Annotated in this window: 13 protein-coding genes; 3 read left to right on the top strand and 10 right to left on the bottom strand. The window is 25.1% G+C overall.

The annotated features are described in order from the left end of the window. Nucleotides 1-58: 58 nt before the first annotated feature. From JXZ93_RS01690 to JXZ93_RS01680, 3 genes are all read left to right on the top strand, one after another. A complete protein-coding gene (locus JXZ93_RS01690; protein WP_205852541.1) occupies nucleotides 59-1,444 on the top strand; it encodes a dihydrolipoyl dehydrogenase in 1,386 nt (461 codons plus the stop codon). Between the two features lie 189 nt (nucleotides 1,445-1,633). Next, a complete protein-coding gene (locus JXZ93_RS01685) occupies nucleotides 1,634-4,570 on the top strand; it encodes a hypothetical protein (protein WP_205852540.1) in 2,937 nt (978 codons plus the stop codon). 986 nt (nucleotides 4,571-5,556) lie between these two features. Beyond that, nucleotides 5,557-8,490 (top strand): hypothetical protein, encoded by a 2,934-nt coding sequence (locus JXZ93_RS01680; protein WP_205852539.1) that lies wholly within the window; start codon nucleotides 5,557-5,559, stop codon nucleotides 8,488-8,490. A 99-nt stretch (nucleotides 8,491-8,589) separates the two neighbouring features. Here the strand turns inward: JXZ93_RS01680 and scpB are convergent, their stop codons facing one another. From scpB to JXZ93_RS04155, 10 genes are all read right to left on the bottom strand, one after another. Next, nucleotides 8,590-9,162 carry an SMC-Scp complex subunit ScpB gene (gene scpB, locus JXZ93_RS01675; RefSeq protein ID WP_205851863.1) on the bottom strand — a complete coding sequence of 191 codons (573 nt, stop codon included), beginning with the start codon at nucleotides 9,160-9,162 and terminating at the stop codon, nucleotides 8,590-8,592. After that, on the bottom strand, nucleotides 9,152-9,922 hold the full coding sequence (locus JXZ93_RS01670; protein WP_205851865.1) for a segregation/condensation protein A: 771 nt from the start codon (nucleotides 9,920-9,922) through the stop codon (nucleotides 9,152-9,154). The genes scpB and JXZ93_RS01670 overlap by 11 nt, the downstream gene beginning before the upstream one ends. Beyond that, complete coding sequence (locus JXZ93_RS01665) at nucleotides 9,909-10,676, bottom strand: 1-acyl-sn-glycerol-3-phosphate acyltransferase (RefSeq protein ID WP_205852538.1); 768 nt, start codon at nucleotides 10,674-10,676, stop codon at nucleotides 9,909-9,911. Before JXZ93_RS01665 ends, JXZ93_RS01670 begins: the two co-directional genes overlap by 14 nt. After that, nucleotides 10,660-10,995 carry a holo-ACP synthase gene (locus tag JXZ93_RS01660; RefSeq protein ID WP_205851868.1) on the bottom strand — a complete coding sequence of 112 codons (336 nt, stop codon included), beginning with the start codon at nucleotides 10,993-10,995 and terminating at the stop codon, nucleotides 10,660-10,662. Before JXZ93_RS01660 ends, JXZ93_RS01665 begins: the two co-directional genes overlap by 17 nt. Nucleotides 10,996-11,103: 108 nt before the next feature. Further along, nucleotides 11,104-11,367, bottom strand: coding sequence for an HPr family phosphocarrier protein (locus JXZ93_RS01655; protein ID WP_205851870.1), 264 nt, complete (start codon nucleotides 11,365-11,367; stop codon nucleotides 11,104-11,106). Nucleotides 11,368-12,644: 1,277 nt separating this feature from the next. Further along, on the bottom strand, nucleotides 12,645-13,985 hold the full coding sequence (locus JXZ93_RS01650) for an ABC transporter ATP-binding protein (protein WP_205852537.1): 1,341 nt from the start codon (nucleotides 13,983-13,985) through the stop codon (nucleotides 12,645-12,647). Further along, nucleotides 13,978-15,846, bottom strand: coding sequence for an ABC transporter ATP-binding protein (locus JXZ93_RS01645; protein ID WP_205851872.1), 1,869 nt, complete (start codon nucleotides 15,844-15,846; stop codon nucleotides 13,978-13,980). The genes JXZ93_RS01650 and JXZ93_RS01645 overlap by 8 nt, the downstream gene beginning before the upstream one ends. Nucleotides 15,847-15,852: 6 nt before the next feature. Continuing rightward, complete coding sequence (locus tag JXZ93_RS01640) at nucleotides 15,853-16,830, bottom strand: ABC transporter permease (protein WP_205851873.1); 978 nt, start codon at nucleotides 16,828-16,830, stop codon at nucleotides 15,853-15,855. A 5-nt stretch (nucleotides 16,831-16,835) separates the two neighbouring features. Then, entirely contained in the window at nucleotides 16,836-17,915 is a 1,080-nt protein-coding gene (locus JXZ93_RS01635; protein WP_205851874.1) for an ABC transporter permease, read from the bottom strand. A 12-nt stretch (nucleotides 17,916-17,927) separates the two neighbouring features. Further along, entirely contained in the window at nucleotides 17,928-20,921 is a 2,994-nt protein-coding gene (locus tag JXZ93_RS04155) for an ABC transporter substrate-binding protein (RefSeq protein ID WP_205852536.1), read from the bottom strand. Nucleotide 20,922 lies beyond the last annotated feature (1 nt).

Here is a 20,922-nt window from a genome sequence, read left to right as displayed (position 1 = left end):
CAACTTTTTTTAAGTTATTTATATAATTTTAAAGACAAAAATAATTAGAAAGGTAATAATGAAAAAATTTGATATAGCAATCATAGGCGCAGGTCCGGGAGGATATACATTAGCATCTATTTTAGCAAAAAACGGTAAAAAAGTAGCCTTATTTGAAAGAAAACATTTTGGTGGGACATGTGTTAATGAAGGTTGTATTTCAACTAAAACATTGATTAAATCAGCTAAAGTTTTAGATACTTTAAAAATGTCAGAAAAATATGGGATTACATCAAACAACACTTCTTTTAATTTCGACAAAATTCAACAAAGAAGAATTTATAATAAAATAAAAATTAATAACTCAATAAAAAACCTGTTAGAAAATTCCGGAGTAAAAATATTTTTTGAAGAAGCCAACGTAATAAATTCGCATACTATAGAAACACAATCAAAAAAACAAATAAAATTCCAAAAACTAGTTCTAGCAACAGGATCTAGATCAAGAGAATTAAACTTAAAAGGATTTGAAACAGCAAAAGTAAATAACGTACTATTAGATTCTACCAATGCATTAGAATTAAAAGAAATTCCGGGTTCACTAATAATAATTGGGGGTGGTCCAGTTTCTCTTGAATTTGCATACTTTTATTCAACATTTGGAACAAAAGTAACCATTCTTGAAGCAAGAAAATTTATGAATAATTTCGATCAGGAATTACAAACATCAGTAAGAAAATACTTAGAGAACAAAAATATTAACGTTATTGAAAATGTTAATATTATAGAATATAAAGATAATAAACTAATAATAGAAATAGATAACAAAATCAAAGAATTCCAATCAGATAGAATTCTTTTAGCTATAGGCAGAGTCCCTAATAATGATTCATTTAAATTATTGAACTTAAAAATGAATCAAAAAGGATTTGTTGAGGTGAACAAATATATGCAAACAAGTGAAAGCCATATTTATGCACTTGGAGATCTTACTGGACTAATGATGTTATCTTCTGTCGCTTATAAAACAGCAGATATAATAGCTAATCATATTTTAGAAAATGATAATTTTGAGAAGTTAGATACTAAAACTATTCCTTGGGCAGTTTATTTAAATCCAGGATTTGCAGGTATAGGATATAGCGAAGAAGAACTAAAAAGAAAAAATATTGAATATGATTCCATTATAATTAGATCTTCACAATTACCGAGAGCATATGCTGATGGAGCGAATTTAGATCTTGAATTTTTAAAATTTTTAGTAGATAAAAAAACTGGTTTAATATTGGGATCATCAATGTTTATAGATGGAGCTAGTTTGATAATTAATCAAATATCACAAGCAATGAAAAAAGATATTAAATTTAATGATTTGGAAAAAATAAGTTTAACACACCCTACTATTTCTGAAGCTATTTATTATGCTTCAAGAAATTATTATTTTTCTAATAAAGCTAGAAAATAATATGGTAATTAAGTAATTATTTTTAAGAAATTAAAAATAAATTGTAAAAACTTAATTTTAAACAATAAATAAAACTATTTTGTATTTTTTAATGCATAAATTATGTACTTTCTTAAAAAGAATAAATTTATTATATACTAATAATAAATGTTAAATTTTATATAAGATGATTGAGAGGTTTATAAATTTATGAAAAAAAGATATAAAGTTCTTTTAGGAAGTAGTATATTTGCAACTATTGCAATAACTACAACATCAATAATTATGATTCCTCAAAAGAAAAAAACACAAAATAACATTATTAGATATATTGTTGCTGACAATAAAGACCCGAATAAAGTAAATATTGACTATACAACATTGTTAATAAATAAGTTAGCTGATAAATTAACCGAAGCTCAAAGGTTTATAAGAAATAATAGTAATTTAAAAGATAATCCTAAAATTGTAAAACTTCAAAACAAACTCGAGGATTCTGGTGAAAAATTAAGTAGTACAATAAGAGATAACAAATTAATTACCAATGAATTAGAAGAGATTAGCAAACTATTAAATGAAGCTAGAGAAATACCTAAATCAACAGAAGATAATGGTTCATATTATGAAAATATAAACATTAACAACAACACAAATAAAAAAGACAAAATTATAAATGTATCTCTTGAAGAAGCTAAAAACAATGTTAGAGAGGAATTAAAAAAAGCTGTAGAGGATATTAATAATATCAAAACAACTTTAAATGATAAAGCTCTTGAAGAAGTTTCAGAAAAAGCAAACGAATATATAGCAATAGCTAATGAGGCTTTAGAAAAAGAAGATGATGTTAATAAATTACAAGCTTTTTTAACAATAACATTAGATAAAAAAACCGAAGTTTTATTATCTGCTAAAAAAATAGAAAAAAGAAAAGAAGAAATTAAAGATGAACTTTTAACAATAAAAAATAGTTTAGAAAATTTAAATAACTTTTTCACTAGCAATAACATTAATTTAATAGATGGTATATCTAAATACCTAGCGTTTAATTTTTCGAACTTAGATATTTATGATTCAGGAAATGAATATATATTTAACTTTTTAGACTTTTATAACAAAAATAGAAAATCATACGCTGATGACGAGATTACTCTCCCAAGAGATCTTGTGATGGCCAAAAAGAAAATGATCGAATTCTTAAATAAAATAGCTAACGATGAAAATTTTGTTAATAATATACAAAATGTTCAACTAAAAGATTTAGAAAACTTAAATCAAATTATCGAGAATTGACTATTTCCAAACTACACAGTAGATAGATTCTCAAATTATAATAAAGCAATTATAAATCGCTTCCTACAATACTACGACAATCATTCAAGAAAAAAATTATTTGATAATTATGATAAATATTTAAGTATCTATTCTAAAGAACAACCTTCAAACAATCAAAATAGCAATGTTGATACAACTGATTATACAAAAGATACAAGAAATAGTGACTGAATGTGACTCGATAACATCAAAAATAATAAATTATACTCTAATGATGAAATAACTAAAAATGAAAAAAATTTAGCTGAAACCTTTAATTTTAATGTTATTTTAAATGAAATATATAGATTTTCGATAGAAATTTTAAATAAACAAATTAATAAACTCGAGTTATTTATTAGTGAAAAAACCCCGAATGATGAAATAACTTTATTAGATTTTGTTGAAATTGTTTATTCAGACGAATTTATAAAAGAGTTATATGGATCATATAAAAATGACATTACTGAAATTATAGTTACTCCTACATACAATCACGGGGAAATAAAAGAAATATCAACATACGATAAATTTAAATCATATTATGATAATATGTTAAAATCATTTAAACAATTCGCTTCTAACGAGAACAAAAATATAAAAATGAATATAAAAGAAATTAAAAATTCATTTTTAGAAAGTATAAATTTATATAAAGAAAAAATAAATTCAAACAAAATAAATTTAAATGAATTAAATTCAATTTCTAGTGGTGATTTTAGAGATCTTTTTATTTCTTCGTTAATGTGAAAATTCAATCAAAAATTAGTCGATCTTGAAGAAAATAAAAATATTTCTGATACATCAAAAGATGAAGGTTATAATCAATATAGAAACCAAGAAGAGAACAATAGAACTAAAGATGAATATAAATATACAACCTATAAAGATTGATTAGAAAGTAAAAATACAGAATACAAAAATAATGTTTTAGAATTACTCTCAAGTTTTAAATCTAATATAAATGATACTGTGTTTCAAGATAATGCATTATTAGTAGAAGGTATACCACCATATCCAAGAGGAAACAAAGAAGAAGCGAACAAAGAAGAAACAATAGACATATATAATAATGTTTCGAAAAAAATGCTCCAAAAAACAATTTTTGATTATCGAGAAAACGGAATTGACAAAAACTTTAGAAATAACATTCAAAATGGTTTCGACTCGTTTGTATATAATTTATCAAATCAAAATAATAACAAAGAAAATCTTTCAAATCTTTATAACTATATATTAAAGGCGTTCGAAAGTAAAAAAGACTTCTTTATGAACGAAAATAATAAAGTTGATGTAAATTATAATCAAAAAAATCATTTAGATAGTGATAATGGTAACGATAAAGAAAAACTTAACTTTTTGGATTTCCATATTAAGAAAAGATTTAAGAAATTAGTGGATTTAATAAATGAAAAAAATATTAAATTTGCAATTTTAAATAAAAAAAATAATTTTATTTCTCAAAATAATAATTTAAATAAACTAAATTATTTATTAAACAAAAACAATTTTTATTGAACAACACCTTTTTTTAAACCTGACGAAAATTTATATTATGTATTATATTCTGAAAATCATATTGTAAATTATAAAAACTTTATAAATTGAAAATACAATAATATATTAATTAACTACGAATTATTATATACACTAGTAAAAATTGCAGATTATATAAATTCTAGTTCATTCGAAGAAAGTAAATTAGTTGAAATTTGAAACATTTTTAGAGAAAACTTCGACTTTGCTAATAAAGATTATGAAGTTGATTACTTTATAACACAAAATGAATTTACTATAAACGATGAATTAGCTAAATTATTAAATAATATTGAATAGATTAAGAAAGCTTAACACATAAGTTGAGCTTTTTTATATGTTAAGCTTTTAAAAAAGTTAAAATAAACAATATTTTTAATAAAATTAAAAGTAATACATATTGATTTCATTATTTTAGTTAAATCTAATTTTTTTCTACACGTTAATATATTTTTAAATTTAAAATCATTATTAATTTTATGAACTTCAATAACATAAAATTTCAAAAGACTATTTTAAATATTAAAACGCCACTGTACCTTAAAATAACTCGACAATTTTATTGTTGACAAAATATTTAAAATCCAAGTTTTAACTTTTAACTGTTACATGCTTTAAAATAATTTTTATCGAAGTCTAAATTAGTTTTTTGTGCTCTTAACTTATTTTTTAGAATTTTATAGATTAGTATGTAATTGTCAAATTTCTCTTGATTTTTTAAATTAAAGAATAAATAAACATTATATTTTTTATTAGTTATCACAAATACTTTTCTTTTAAATTAAAAAATGAACTTTTTCAAATCTAATAATATTTTAAAGCATTATCACTAGTTATATTCTTATTTTCTTAAATTAATTTTGTAGTTATTAATTACATTATTTTTTTATAACGAAATCGTTTTTGATATAAAATTATTCATCAAAAAATAATTTAATTAAATAAAAAATCAATATCATTTATGTATTTAATTTTACTAGAACAACTTTTTTAGAACCTAATATGAAATTTTTACCATATTTTTTAAAAAAAATATAGATAGATAAAGTTTAATGTTAAAAAAGTACATTTTTAAAATGAAAACATTTTTTTGCCTATATACTAGGGAGAAAAAATACAAAAATTTTTAAAAAAATGTTTTTTTTACTAAAAAACCATGTTTTTTTTTTTTTTTTGAGTAAGTTTCTACAAAAAATAAAAAATTGCTATTAAATTTAAATAAATTTTATATACTATCTAAATATAAAATAATAAATTGTTTGTAATAAAAAGGAAGGATTATAAAAATGAAAAAGAGATATAAAATTCTTTTGGGAAGTACCGCTTTTGCAAGTGTAGCAGTGACCACAACATCCATCGTAATGATTCCGCAAAGGAAGAAAAATTCAGAAATCAATATTAGTACAGATAAGAACAACCCTAATAAAGTAAATGTAGATTATACAACATTGTTATTAATAAATAAATTGGCTAATAAATTAACTGAAGCTCAAGGGTTTATTAAAAATAATAATATTTTAAAGGATGATCCAACAATTATAAAACTACAAAATAAACTTAAAGAGTCAAGCGAAAATTTAAAAGATACAATAAAAGATAATAGTAGGATTTCAAATGAATTAGAAGAAATTAATGAATTACTAAATGAAGCTCAAGAAGTACCTGGAACAGTAGATAATAATGGATCTTACTATAACAACGTCAATATCAATAAAGTGAATAAAAACGACAAAATAATAAATGTTCCTGTTGAAGTAGCAAAGAACAATGTTAGAGAAGAACTAGAAAAAGCAGTAGAAGATATAGATAATGTAAAAATAAGTTTAAACGACAAAGCTCTTGAAGAAATATCAGATAAGGCAAATGAGTATATTACTATTGCAAAAGAAGCTTTAAACAAAGAAGATGACGTTAATAAATTGCAAGCCTATTTAACAATAACATTAGATAAAAAAACTGAAGTTTTATTATCTGCTAAAAAAATTGAAAAAAGAAAAGAAGAAATAAGAGATAATCTTTTAAAAATCAAAGAAAGTTTCAATAAACTTAATAACTTTTTCACAGACAAAAATATAAATCTAATAGATGGAATTTCTAAATATTTAGCTTTTAATTTTGCGGAATTTGATGTCTATAATGAAGGTAATAACTATATTTTTAATTTCTTAGACTTTTATTATAAAAATAGAGAATCATCAAATGATGATGAAATCGTTCTTCCAAAAAATCTTGTAATTGCTAAAAAGAAAATGATTGAGTTTTTAAACCAAATAAGCAATGATCAACATTTTATTGATAATATTAAAACTATTCAGTTAGAAGATTTAGAAAATTTAAATAAAATTATCGAAAATTGATTATTCCCTAATTATACCGTAGATAGATTTTCAAATTATAATATTTCAATATTAAGACGTTTTACAAGATATGATGACCGTACAAGAGATGAAATAGGTGATAATTTCGATAAATATCTTTATAAACCAACTAGTGGTCCAGCAGGTCCAGGTAGCGGACCTGACGATGATGATATTGAAATAAAAAATTATACAAAAGATACAATGAATAGCGATTGAATGTGACTTGACAATATAAAAAATGATAAATTATATTCAAGAAATGAAATTATTAAAAATGATAAATATTTAGATATAAAATTTAAGTTCGATGTAATTTTAAATGAAATACATAAATTTTCAATTGAAATTTTAAATAAACAACTAGATAACCTTAAATTATTCATCGATGAAAAGACACCAAAAGATGAAATAACACTAGAAGAGTTTGCAAACATAGCTTATTCTGATGAATTTATAAAAGAGTTATATTTAGCATACAAAAATGATGTAGATGAAATTTTAGTAAAAACTAATTTAGATTATTCTTTTAATACAAAAAAAGAAATATCAACATACGAAAAATTTAAAGCATACTATGAAAATATGCTAAAATCATTTAAATTATTCGCTGCAAATGATAATAAAAATATAAAAATTAATATTAAAGATATAAAAGACTCATTCATTCAAAGTATAAACTTATACAAAGACAAAATAGAGAACGATCAAATCCATTTAAATGAACTAAATTCAATTTCTTCAGGCGACTTTAGAGACATTTTTGTATCTTCAATAATGTGAAAATTTAATGAAGAATTAGTTAAACTATCTATAAATGAAAATATTTCTGATACAACTAAAGACGAAGGTTATAATCAAGATAGAAATAGCAATGAAGATAAAGAATACACATTTAAAACTTACAAAAATTGATTAGATAATAAAAATTCAGAGTATAAAAACAATGTAATAAAATGACTTTTAAGTTTTAAATCAAATATAAATGACACATTATTCCAAGATAACGCTTTAATAAGAGATTTATCTGATTTACAATACCCAAGAGGAGATGAATCGAAAGCTAATAATGAACGATATATTTATTTTAATAATGGTAGATCGGAAAATATATCTGGAAAAATAATTTTCAATTATCACGAAAACGGAATTGATAAAAACTTTAGAAACAACATTCAAAATGGTTTTGATTCATTCATATATAACTTATCAAACCAAAATAATAACAAAGAAAATCTTTCAAATCTTTATAACTATATTGAGAAAGCTTTTGAAAGCAAAAAAGAATTTTTTAGCACCGAAGATAATAAAGTTCAAACACATAATTACCAAAGAAAATATTTAGGAGAAAATAACGGACGAAATCAAGAAAGGCTTGATTTCTTAGATTTCCATATTAAGAAAAGATTTAAAAAATTAATTGATTTAATAAACAATAAAAATATTAAGTTTGCAACAATAAGCAAAAACAATGAATTTAATTCTCAAAATGAGAGTTTAATTAAATTGAATTATTTATTAAACAAAAATGAATTTAATTGAGAAAATCCTCATCAAGAACAAGGTGGATACATGGGTACAGGTTATGAAAATCATAATATAAATCACTCTGTAAATTACAAAAACTTCATAAATTGAAAATACAATAATATATTAATTAACTATGAATTACTATATACACTAGTAAAAATTGCTGATTATATAAATTCAGATAATTATGATGTCAATAAACTAACAGAAATTTGAAACGCTTTTAAAGAAAACTTTAATTTTAGAGATAATGATTATGAAGTTGACTACTTTATAACTCAAAATGAGTTTACTATAAACGATAAATTACGTGAACTACTAAATAATATTTAAGAATTAAATGCCCTTTTAAGGGTATTTTTATATAAAACAAAAAAGGAGCTCCGCGATAAACTGAGTTCCTTTTTTTGTTTGTTTATATATAAATTGTTATTATTCTTCTCTTTGGCTTTGAAATAAGTCAAAATCATTAGATTCGTTTTCTATACCGTCTATATAATTAAAATCATCCATTTTAGGTAATTCTCTTAATGTCGAAATTCTGAAATGATCATAAAATTTATTTGTAACACCGTATAATACCGGACGTCCTGGTGTATGTGCTATACCAACTTCTTCAATAACACCTTTAATTAATAAAGTATTAACAACTTGTTCTGAAGCTGCTCCACGTATTTTGTTAATTTGACTTCTAGTAATTGGTTGTTTGTAAGCTATAATTCCTGCAACTTCGATGGCTGCATTTGATAAACGGTTAGGTCTTACAATAGAAACCATTTTTGTTACATATTCTTTAACAGTTTCACGGGTTGCTAATTTATAAACATCATTAAAATTAACTACTTTTAAACCTCTACCTTGCTCATTAAATTCTTTATGGAAATCCATCATTATTTTTTTAGCTTCAGCAAGGGTTTGTGTACCAAAAATTTCTTTAACTTGTTCTAAAGTTAAGCCTTCATCTCCTTGAATGTATAAAAGTGCTTCGATAATATTATTTTTCATTGTAAGATTCTCCTCTAGTAATATAAATAGTATCAAACTGCTCATCTTGATGAATTATTAAAAATTGTTGTCTTGCAAGTTCGAGCAAAGCCATTAAAGTTACAACAAAATGATTTAAAGAAGGTTGATTGAATACTTTCTCGAAACTCACTTTCTCATTTAATTTCATTAAATTTTTAATAAAAGGAAATTGATCTGAAGGTGTCAAATTAAATTTTTCTAACCTAGTTTCACGTAACCTTTGAGCATAAACCCTTTCAAACATTCTACGCATCACGTTAATAAGTTTTAAAGGACTAGAATGACCATCTAACTTACTATTATCATTATCAATTAAATAATCCTCAATATCGCTTGGTTTCTTAATGAAGATATCTTGACGTAAGCCTTGAAAAGTTTTCAATGCTTCTCTAACATTTTTAAAATGTTCGTACTCAATCAATTCTTGAATTAGTTTTTGTTTCTCTTCTTCTAATTCTTTGTCTGGTTCATCTTCAGGATCTCTTAAAATCATTCTAGATTTTAAATTTATTAAATTAGCCGCCATCGCCAAATAATCACCAGCTACATCTAACTCGTCTTCGGTTATCTTATTAATTATTTCTATATATTGTGTAGCTAATTCTACCAAATTAACTTCCATAATATCTATCTTTTTTGCTTTAATTAGTTCAAGCAGTAAATCAAGAGGTCCATCAAAATTATTTAAGTTAAATTCATATTTTGTATCATAGTTTATATTTTTCTTAACTATCTTCATATTTTTCAATTTCCTTATCAACAATCATTTGCACTCTCTTAGCAACGGATGAAGGAGTTTGTGTCATTAAATCTTTTGCTTTTATTTCTCTCAAAAAGTTTACAGTGATAGTTCTTCTACCTTTACGATTGATATCGAAAGAATTAAGCGCACCTGAAATAGTAACAGGAATAATATTCATGTATGATTCAGCCGCTACTTTAAAAACTCCGGCTTTATATTCTCCTACCTCTTCTTTATAGACTCTTTCTCCTTCAGGAAACACAATACCAAACCTTTTGTTTAACTTAACAAAAGAAGTAAATTCCTTAAATGTGTTTAAACTATTTTTTACCGATTGTTGATCAATTAAAAATGTATCCATTAATTCCATTGCACGATTAATGTATCTTGAATTTTTTAATTCTTTTTTAGCTATAAAAACAGGTATTCTTTGTTTAATATTATATTCATTTGATTCTTCTTCTAAAGCGACCATTAAAGCAACAACATCTAAATAAGATTTATGATTTGGTACTAAAATGCTACCACCATTTGAAGGTAAGTTACTAAGACCTTTAACCACTAAATCTATGTTATATATTTTCAACACCTTTTTAGCAACTTTAGTTAAATATGCATATCTTTGCTCTTCACTAATCATCTCCGGTGTTTTCTTATATTTTTTTAACATTTTTTTTATTTTCATCATTTTAAAAAAGAAAGGTACTGCTGAAAATAATATTTTTAACTTTATATTAATTGATTTTTTCATATTTTGTCTCCTTGTTTGCAATTACAAAAGCGATTAAAAAATCATCTTCATGAGATATACTAATTGCAAATTCTTTAAATTTTCAAACTTTATTTTCCTTATGTAAGCTTATTTTCGAAAAATCAAAATATTCATTATTAGCTTTAAAAATTGCTTCTTTAATAGCTCAAGACCTAGCTAAAAATAAAGTTTTTTGTTCATTGGGTAGGTTATTATATTCTTTTAATTCATTTTCACTCAATATTCTCTTGGCAAAAGTTAATGACTTATTATTAAATCTTGAAATTTTCACTAAATCAACACCTACATTATATTCCATATATAAAATTATATTGAATTTATTTATATATATAAATAAAATACTAAATTTAATATCAAATTGATTAAGTATATAAAAAATCTCCAGAAAATCTCTAGAGATAATATATTATATTAATTCAAGTGATACAAATGTATCATGAAGTGCTTTGATAGCTTCGTCTTCGTCTTCTCCTGAAACTTTAACAGTAACTTCGGCACCATGTTTAATGCCTAAAGCCATAATGTTCATGATTGATTTAAGGTTTGCTTCACGACCGTTACTTGTTATAAAAGAATCAGATTTAAATTTAGCAGCAGCTTGTGATACTAATGTTGTTGGACGAGCGTGTAATCCAATAGGATCGATGATTTTTACTGTAAATTCTTTCATTTTTCACCTTTCTTGATTAAATTTTAAAACTTAACAAAAATATTATAGCACAAAAGATGCTAAATAATATTCACTATAAAGAATAATGAATAATTAAATTGTTATATCATTGTAATTCAAATTATAATATTAAATAGTTTTAAAATTCTCTTAATATTATAAATTAATTAGCGTTAAATGTATTATTTTTTATTAATAAAAAAATGAAATTATAAAAATGATATGTTTTTTAATATGAAAATAGTTGAATATGAATAAATAATTCAAAATAAAATTATTTTATAGTTTGTTACTATTTTAAAAATAAGTGATATAATTCTATTCGAAAAAATGGCGGAAAAATCAGAAAACTTGCTGATAACGCACATCACTATTGTCGAGGCTTGAATGCCTTCATAGCAAAATGTATTTGCGAAGACGTGATGGTGGAAATGAATCTATTATTTATTAAATGACACGCCAAACCGTTATGTTGTTTACTTGCGGCTGTGGTAACCGAAGTCAAACGATACCAAAACATAAAGTCCAGTTGAAGTTGGCGTGAGCTGACTATAAGGTTCTGTGGTGTTGGTCTGGTTGAAAAATCTGGATGTAAAAAACAATTAAACCAAAGTGAAAATCAGTGGGGAGACCCCAACGTTTAATTGGTGAAGTAATTGATCACCAAGTTGTGCATGAATAAATATTTAGTAGAATCACTTGGGCGACTTGGTTAGTGTCGCTCTTTTTTCTTACCTAAATTTCTTCAAAACATTAAATTAAAAATTAAAAAATGTAATTATCATTAATAAAATAAACTAAACTAAAAATTATTAATTTGTAATTTCAGCACAACACAATTTATATAAAATATAATTCTATTGCATTGAAATTTTTAATAAAAACTACTCCATCTAAATTGATGAACAATATCGGCTGTAAATAAAAATTAAGAATGAATTACTAAAGAATTAAGGTTTTTATACAAAGTAGCACTCAAAATAATTTTTATTTAAAAAGTATTTCTAAAGTTTAAAAGAAATGTTTATTTCATTTTTATTAAATAAGAAAAATGTGATTATTATTGTAATTGTTAAATAAAATAGATACGAATAAAATCACATAAATGTCTTTTTTAATTTGAATTAATATTCAAATACTCTAAAAAATCTAGAAAACAATTTTAAAAAATTTCTTGTGAAAGAAGATTTTCACCAAACTTAAAATATAATAAAAATACCAAGCACAGATATTTTTATGCTTGGTATTTTATTTTATGAGTCAAATGAATATTTAGTCTATTGATTAGTTAAATTTATTTTTTTATTTCTATATTCTACTGCTTTTTGTTTAAATTCTTCAATTTCGTTTTCAGAAGCTAAGACAAAATGTTGTTCGCCAACTTGAATTCATTTAGGTTGGTTTTTTTCATCATAATTATGAATGTTAGGATCGTATGTTTCACCTACTAGAGAGCCTTTTTCGGCTTCAATAGAAGGAACTGCATCTAATAAACTTTGTGTATATGGATGGTGTGGATTGTGAACTATAGATTTTGCCGGACCAACTTCTAAAAGAGTCCCTTTATTCATAACAGCAATACGATCGGAAATATATTCAACCATACGTAAATCATGTGCTATGAATAGAATTGTTAAATCATATTTTTCTTTTAATTCTTTAAATATATTAATAACTTGAGCTTGTATAGAAACGTCTAGAGCTGAAATAGGTTCATCAGCAATTAAAATTTGTGGTTTAAGAACAATCGCTCTACAAATACCAATACGTTGCTGTTGACCACCGGAAAATTCAAGAGGATATCTACCTAATACTGTTTCGTCTAAACCTACTGAACTTAATATTTCTCTAATAAGTAACGCCTTTGCTTCTTTCTCAGTAAGTTTGCTTATTTTTTCTCTTTCTACAATATAATTATTTAAAAATTTATTTAAATAATTATTTTTTAATTCTTTTACTTTTGAATAAAAATCAACATAAAATGCTTGATAAGCTTTTTTCTCGTCGATTGCCAACTCTTTGTCTAGTCATTTTTCGTATTCACCAAAAAATTCTTTATGGTGAATATTACATAATTCTCCATAAATCTCTTTTTTAACTCTACTATCATAATTATAAATGTATATTTCTTTAGCGTTTTTTGTGTTAGTTAAACCTTCGCCGATTATTGATTCAACATCTTTAAATGGGTTTAAACTATTTGTAGGATCTTGGAATATCATTTGAACCTTATTTACCATAAAGTTGATGATATCTTTTCCTTTTTTAGATCACTTAAATACTTTATTTTTATTTTTAGGTATTACCCTATCTAATATTTTTATTTGTCCAAAACTATGAGGAGTTAAACCAATAATTGCTTTACCTGCTGTTGTTTTACCTGAACCCGATTCACCAACTAGTCCTAAAACTTCACCCTTATAGATATTTAAATTAAAGTCTTTAAGCGCATAAAAAGTTTTAGCACCATGTCCGTATGTAACATCCATATTTCTTATCTCAAGAATTTTTTCTTTATCAACAGAATTCAACATTTGTTCAGTACCCTCTCTAACTTCACGGTACTGTTTTTTGCCAAGTCAATTCGATTCAACATAATATTTTTTTTCTTTATTCATCAACTTGCTCCTGTTCATTTTCTTCTTGTTTTCTTATTAGTTCAACAACTTTATCGTTATATATATTTGTTTCTTCTAATTTTTTAATATACTCATTATGAGTAATGAAATAATTATTTCCATAAAGTTTTTCTAAACGATTGAAATATCTTTTTCAAAGATTTTCAATAATTTTATGAGGACGATAAAATGGTGCTTCTTTGTCTAATAAACTAGATTTTACATAGTGTGTATCTGATAAGTAATAAAAGTCAGATTCTTCTTCTAAATCCTTACCTAAAGCATAATCATTACGGATTGCAAATGCATCTCCTTTAATATCATTAAGAGAAGATGGGACTGCACCTTTAATAACACTTAAACGTTCATCATTATTATAATCAGGCATTGATGAGATTAAACCTCAAGTATACGGATGTTGCGGATGCATTAAAATTTCTTCACGTGTACCAGATTCAATTATTTGTCCAGCGTACATAATATTTATAAATTCAGAAATAGAAGCAACAACACCTAAATCGTGGGTAATAAATACAATTGCAATTTTGAATTTTTCTTGTAATTCTCTTACTATATCTAAAACCAAAGCTTGAACTGTTGGATCAAGTGCCGTTGTAGGCTCATCCATAACTAAAACTTTGGGTTTTAAACTAACTATAGCGGCTATCGCAATACGTTGAATCATACCACCAGAAAGTTCATGCGGATATAAATTCATTACTTTTTCGGGATTGTTAATTTTAGCTAATTTAAGATACTTAACAGCTTCTTCTATCGCTTCTTTTTTAGTTTTTGCAATACCATTAATTAACATCCCTTCAGTAATTTGTCTCCCAACTTTCATAGTAGGGTCCAAAATTGACATTGGGTTTTGGAAAACTGCACTAACAATTCTTCCTCTTAATTTTGATTTTTCTCAGTTAAATAGGTTGAAGTTGTGGACTTCTAAACCATATAATTTAACTGAACCTGATTCTATAATAGAATTATTGCCTGTAAGTCCATATAAAAGTGAAGTTATAACGGATTTACCTGAACCTGATTCACCAATAATTGCGTGTATTTTTCCTTCATAAACTTTAAGTGAAGGACCTCTTAAGACTAAGTTTTTTTCACTTGGATTAGCAGGGTTTTTGAATGTTAAATAAATATCTTCTATCTCTGCGGCCACTTTTAGATCTTGATCTAATACATGTTCTGTTCTTGCATTATCAATATATTTTTGAAATTCGAAAGTTGCATTTTGTTTTTTTAATTTAGATAAATTTTTTAATTTATTAAAAATGTTTGTTCAAAAATCTATAACACCTCTTGAAAAAGATTTGTTTTTGTCTTTTCTTACTTCTAATAAATTTTTAGGATGTGGCTTTGCTAATTTTTTAATTACTTCAGGATAAAGTTTTGTATAAGGTGCTTTATCTAGTTCGAGATTAGAACTTAAATTAGTAGTCATTACTGACGAATAATATTTAATTTTTTCTTGATAAGATAATGTTTTTCAGTTTTCTATATTTATGTTCTTTATATCTATATTATTATTAATTAACTTTTCTTCTAAATCTTGTTCTTTTTCTTGGGTAGCAACATTTTGTTCATTATTACTTTTTGTTTTTAAATTTAATTCTTCTTCGATAATAATTTGTTCTTCATTATTCTTTATGTTTTTTTCATTTATTTTTTCTTTTATTTCATTATCTTCGTCTACTTCTACATAAATAGTGTTTTCTATTTCTTCTTGATTTGTTTCTGTTACATATTCTACTACATCTTCGTACCGTCTAATAAATATATAATCTATTTCTTTTTTAGATTTTTTTGTTTTAAACTTTGGTTTTTTGTATCTTTTTGATTTTACTTTCATATTTTCCTATCTTTGTCTTAATAATGAATCTTGAACACTTGCAGATATTAACTGAATTGAAGTTGTAAGTAAAACAAGCATAGTAGACGGGATTAAAACATATCTCGGGTAAGCAGTAAATACTTTAGAACCTTCAGAAATTAAATTTCCTAAAGTAGGTATATCAATACTTAATCCAATAAATGCCAATGATGTTTCACTAAGAATAACCCCTGGAATATGGAACACTATTTCTGTAACTAAAAGCGGAACTACAACAGGTAAATAATTAAGAAGAATTTTATAAGTAGGTGTACCTAAAATACTTGAAGCTGCTACTCATTCAAAATTTTTAGCTCTTAAAACTTGGGATCTCATTTGATTTGCAATACCTGTCCAAGATGTAAAAGTAAGAGCGAAAACTATAACTCAAAATGTAGGTTTTCAAACTATTGTTATAACGATTAAAATAATTATTGACGGAACATTAGAAATAATTTTAATTATATATGTCATAATAGTATCAAAAATTCTAAAATGTCCCATAGTTATACCGATTAATAACCCAATAGCAACTTGAATAATTGTGGTAACTAAAGCAAGAGCTAAAGAATATCTTAATCCTCATCATAAACGCCCAAATAAGTCGCGACCTAAATAATCTGTCCCAAAAATAGATCCGTTTTCGAAAAAGTTTTCATATTTATTTTCTATATGTAAAGTTTCAGGATTTCTTGTGAAAAAAGGAATTATAAGAGAACTAATAACAATTGTTAAAAATAATATTAGACCAAATACACCTGCATAACTTCTAGAATATCTATAAAATAATTCTGATCATTTATTTTGTTGTTTTTTAATATTTTTAGATTCATGGTATTCGAGTAAATTACCAATTAACTCTCATTTTTTATAATTAAGCGGTTGAATAAAACGATTTGGCGCTAAATCTTTACCGTGTTCATTGTTTGGTGATACATGTTGTTTTTTTATTTTAAAAATCATTTTTCCTACTTTCTTCTTCTAACACGTGGATCAATTAATTTATAAAGAGCATCACGAGTTGTATATGAGAGAATTGTTAATAATGAGAATACTGTAACCATGAATAAGATTATATTGTAATCTTTTGAAGTAATTGCATTAAGTAATAAACCACCAGAACCTGTAATAAAGAATATTTGTTCAACAAACAAACTACCAATAAAACTACCAAAAATAACTACAGGGAAGAAAGTTGCGATTGGGAATAATGACGGCTTAAGAGCGTGTGTTCAGACAAATCTTGATTTTGATAGTCCTTTTAAATAACAAAACTTAGCGTGTTGTGAGTTTAACTCACGATTTAATTCTGTTCTAATATATTTAATATAAACAATAATTGAACCTAATGATAATGCTAAACCAGGTAATATATAAGTTGTAATATCAGTTTCAACATATAAATAAGGTATATTAATGATACGACCCAATAATAATAATCATAAAGCAAAAACTAGTGATGGAATTGATGAGAAAATTGAGACAACTACTGTAGCAATATGATCGGGTAATTTATCAGGATTCATACCAACATAAACTCCAATTGGTATACCGATAACTAAAGTTAGCATAACTGAAAATATTCCGATCAAGAAAGATTTATAAAATCTTACTCAAACAAAATCATTAATATTTTGCCCAGGAAATACAGAATACGAAATTCCGAAATTACCATGGAATAAGTTTTGTAAATAAATTAAATACCTTTGAAATAACGGTTTATCTAGACCATATTGTGCTTCAATTGCTTTTTTTGATGCTTCATCTAATCCTGATGTTAAGGTTGTAGACCCAGGTATTGAGTTTATTAAGAAGAATGTAATTGTCACAACTATTCAAGCTATAGTAAAGAACTCAAAAGCCATAATAAAAAGTCTTCTTAATGCTCTCACTAAACTTGATTGAGTGTTAAAAACTTCATTTACAAGTGTGGTTTTTGGCTTAATTTTATTTGCAAAGTCAACAAACGAATTATTATTGGATAATTTTTTATCTTTAAAATTCAGTTCATTTTCTGTTACAAAATTATTTGTATTTTTTATTTTCATCTATTTTTCTCCTTATTTAATTATTGTTGGTAAATTAGCAACAGGCGGATTAAGAACATCATAAGCGTATTGCAATGAATATGAATATAATCCACTAACACCATTTACTCTTGTAACTTCTCAATATGTATCTACTTCCATAAGTGGGATTACAGGTGCTGTTTCACGCACTATTTTTTCAAAACCTGCTATTACAGCAAAAGCAATAACCTCAGTTCAACCTTCTTCTTTTTCTTTTTCTGTAAATTGACTTGTAAAGAATCTTAAATAACGTTGAGTATAGTCGTTTAAACTTTCGTCATTGTACATAACAGAAAGATCCACTATTTTTTCTCAAACATTCGGACCTTTTGGTTTATTAGGTGCTTCTTCACCACCTAAAATTCTCAATCTTTGTTTAAGATCTTCTATCTTAATTTTATCTTCGTCGTTTTTTATAACTAAATTATTATTTTCGTCTCTTGAATAACCTAAATTTTTAAAATAATCATTATAAATTCAACTTCCAACAGGATTATTTCTAAAACCAGTTGTCTTTTGCTGATTTGAATTTATTTCATCCGGTTTTAAGAAAACTCTTATATAAGAATAAATATCACTTCCAAATGTATCGAAATTACGATAAATTAAATCAAATTTACCTGTAGTTCTTCAATCTTCATAAACATTTTCTGGTAAGTTTTTAATATCAATTTCAATAAAGTCACCAAATGCTTTTTGCATAAAATCTTTAAGCGCTAAACCGGCATTTTTTTGTTCATCTGTAGAATTTGAAATAAATCTTAAAGTAACATGGTTTATACCCGGATGTCTTTCTTTGAATTTATTTATATATGCTCTAGCAACATCTAAATGATAACCTTTGTCAGTTCTATCAACTGTCTCAAATTTCATAGCTTTTGAAATATGATCAATATGTGTATAGTTTTGAACAGGGATTGGAATTCCTCAATTATTTTTATCTGCTTGTTCTTTAGATTTTTTAAACACTGTTTGATTTAAGTAATTTGATGAATCACTTTGATCTTTAGGGTATGTTCCATATTTTGCATACATATAATCATGTTCAAAACCAGCCTCAACAGCGTCTCCAAAACTTGAAGAAGCTTGACCGAATGCAGTTCATGTTATAACAGGGAACGAAGTATTTCATCCGACTATATTTAACATTTCATTTCTATCAATGGCATAATAAATTGCGTTTCTTAAATCTTGATCATTAACAAAAGAATCTTTATTGGTTTCCTTATCTAAATTAAATCCAAGAGCAATAGTTCCAAAACCATTTGATTTATTCATGTATTTTCTTGTAGCTAAATTTGATCAATAATCTCACTGTAAAACTGATGGAATTCTTGTTGCGGAAATATACCCATCTTCAAACATAGCAGAATTAATGTTCGGTTCATTTGAAAAGAATATTTTAATTCTATCACTTATTGTTTTAGATGCGGAATAGTATTGATTATTTTTAGTAAGTAACACATAACCTTGTGGCCCTAAAACTAAGTCATCAATGTTAAATGGTCCATTAGTTAAAAAGTTTTCTTTTTTAAGTCCAAACTCCTTAATTCCACCTATTGATTCTATAAATAACCTATTAACCGGAATTAATTCACCTTCTAAATCACGATATGCACTGTTAATGCTTGAAGGTTCATATTCGTCATAACCGATTCTTAAAGTATATTCATCAAGACCTAGAAGTCGATTTTTGAAATATTTTTTAGGATTAAGTTGTTTAACAAAATCATTATCAAGTGTTGTTTGTCCGTTAGAAACTAAATTTTTATATAATTTATTAATTTTTTCAATATATTCATTTTTAGTATCTTCAGAATATTTTAAATCACCCATTTTATGTTTTAAACTTCTTGATTCTTTTAATAATGACTTAAAATCGTCAGAAACTGTTTGTTTAGGATCAAAATATAAATACTTTCTAATTCTTTTTGGTAATCTTTGAGGTATAGTTTCTAATTCTTTTTCAGTATGAAGTTTTAAAGAATATTCAGGATTAGGTAACATAATCAATGTATCTTCTGCTTCAAAATCAAAATCAGGAGAATAAGGAATAGCACTTAAAATTGTTTTATTATCATAATTTCAGTACATTCTACCAGAATATAATCCTAACGCTAAAGCATTATTTTTAATTTTTAAAACTTCTTCATCATCACCTATATTTTGTGATGCTCAAGGTTGATAATCAGGATTAAATACATCATATTCTCATTTCCCATTAACTTCTATAACTGGAGGATAAGCAAACGGATTCTTAAATGCAACACTATGTTTTTGAATATACTCTTGTTGAGCTTGCATTAATTCATTTGCATTTTGAAATTTACGTTGCAATGTAGATGTTATTCTTTGAGAACCTGTTTCTAAATCTAAAATATAATGAATTCCGTCAATATAGTCGTCTGCAGTAACGGAGTCGCCATTACTTCATTTACTTTGTCCATCATTTAAAAATATGTTTGATGTTAAAAACTTATTATTTGTAGTAATAATTGAATTTACTGAATAATATTCTGTTTGGTCGGTATTTATAGTCCCGGGAGCAGATCCAAAATTATCTAAAGAGTAAAACATTCCCGAATTTTCCGGATTTGGATTTTCTTTTAAAAACGAATCAACTGTCCCATCTTCGGATTGGTATAAACCCCAATTCATCCTTGGTATATTAGCAATTCTTTTAATAGCTTCGTTAGGTCCGGATTTAATTGGCGATTCAACTAATGAAGGTAATATTTTATTAACAGAAGGGTACTTAATGTAATTTAAAGAGTTGATTGGGTTGGCTGCAAGACCTAAATTATAATCTTTCACAGAATTTAATAAACTAGCATTAACTCTAACTTTTTCATTTTCATTCTTAAGTCCACTAACTTCTTTGTTTCCTTCTTTAGTTGGAGCTTGCGAACAAGCAACACCAACAAGAGGAATTGAAAAAGAACTAATTGCTAATAAAAATGTTTTTATTTTTTTTCTTGATTTCATC

Origin of the sequence: Mycoplasma sp. CSL10166 (assembly GCF_017116885.1) — a bacterium.
Lineage (GTDB): Bacteria > Bacillota_I > Bacilli_A > Mycoplasmatales > Metamycoplasmataceae > Mycoplasmopsis.
This window is presented reverse-complemented; position numbering and strand designations above follow the sequence as displayed.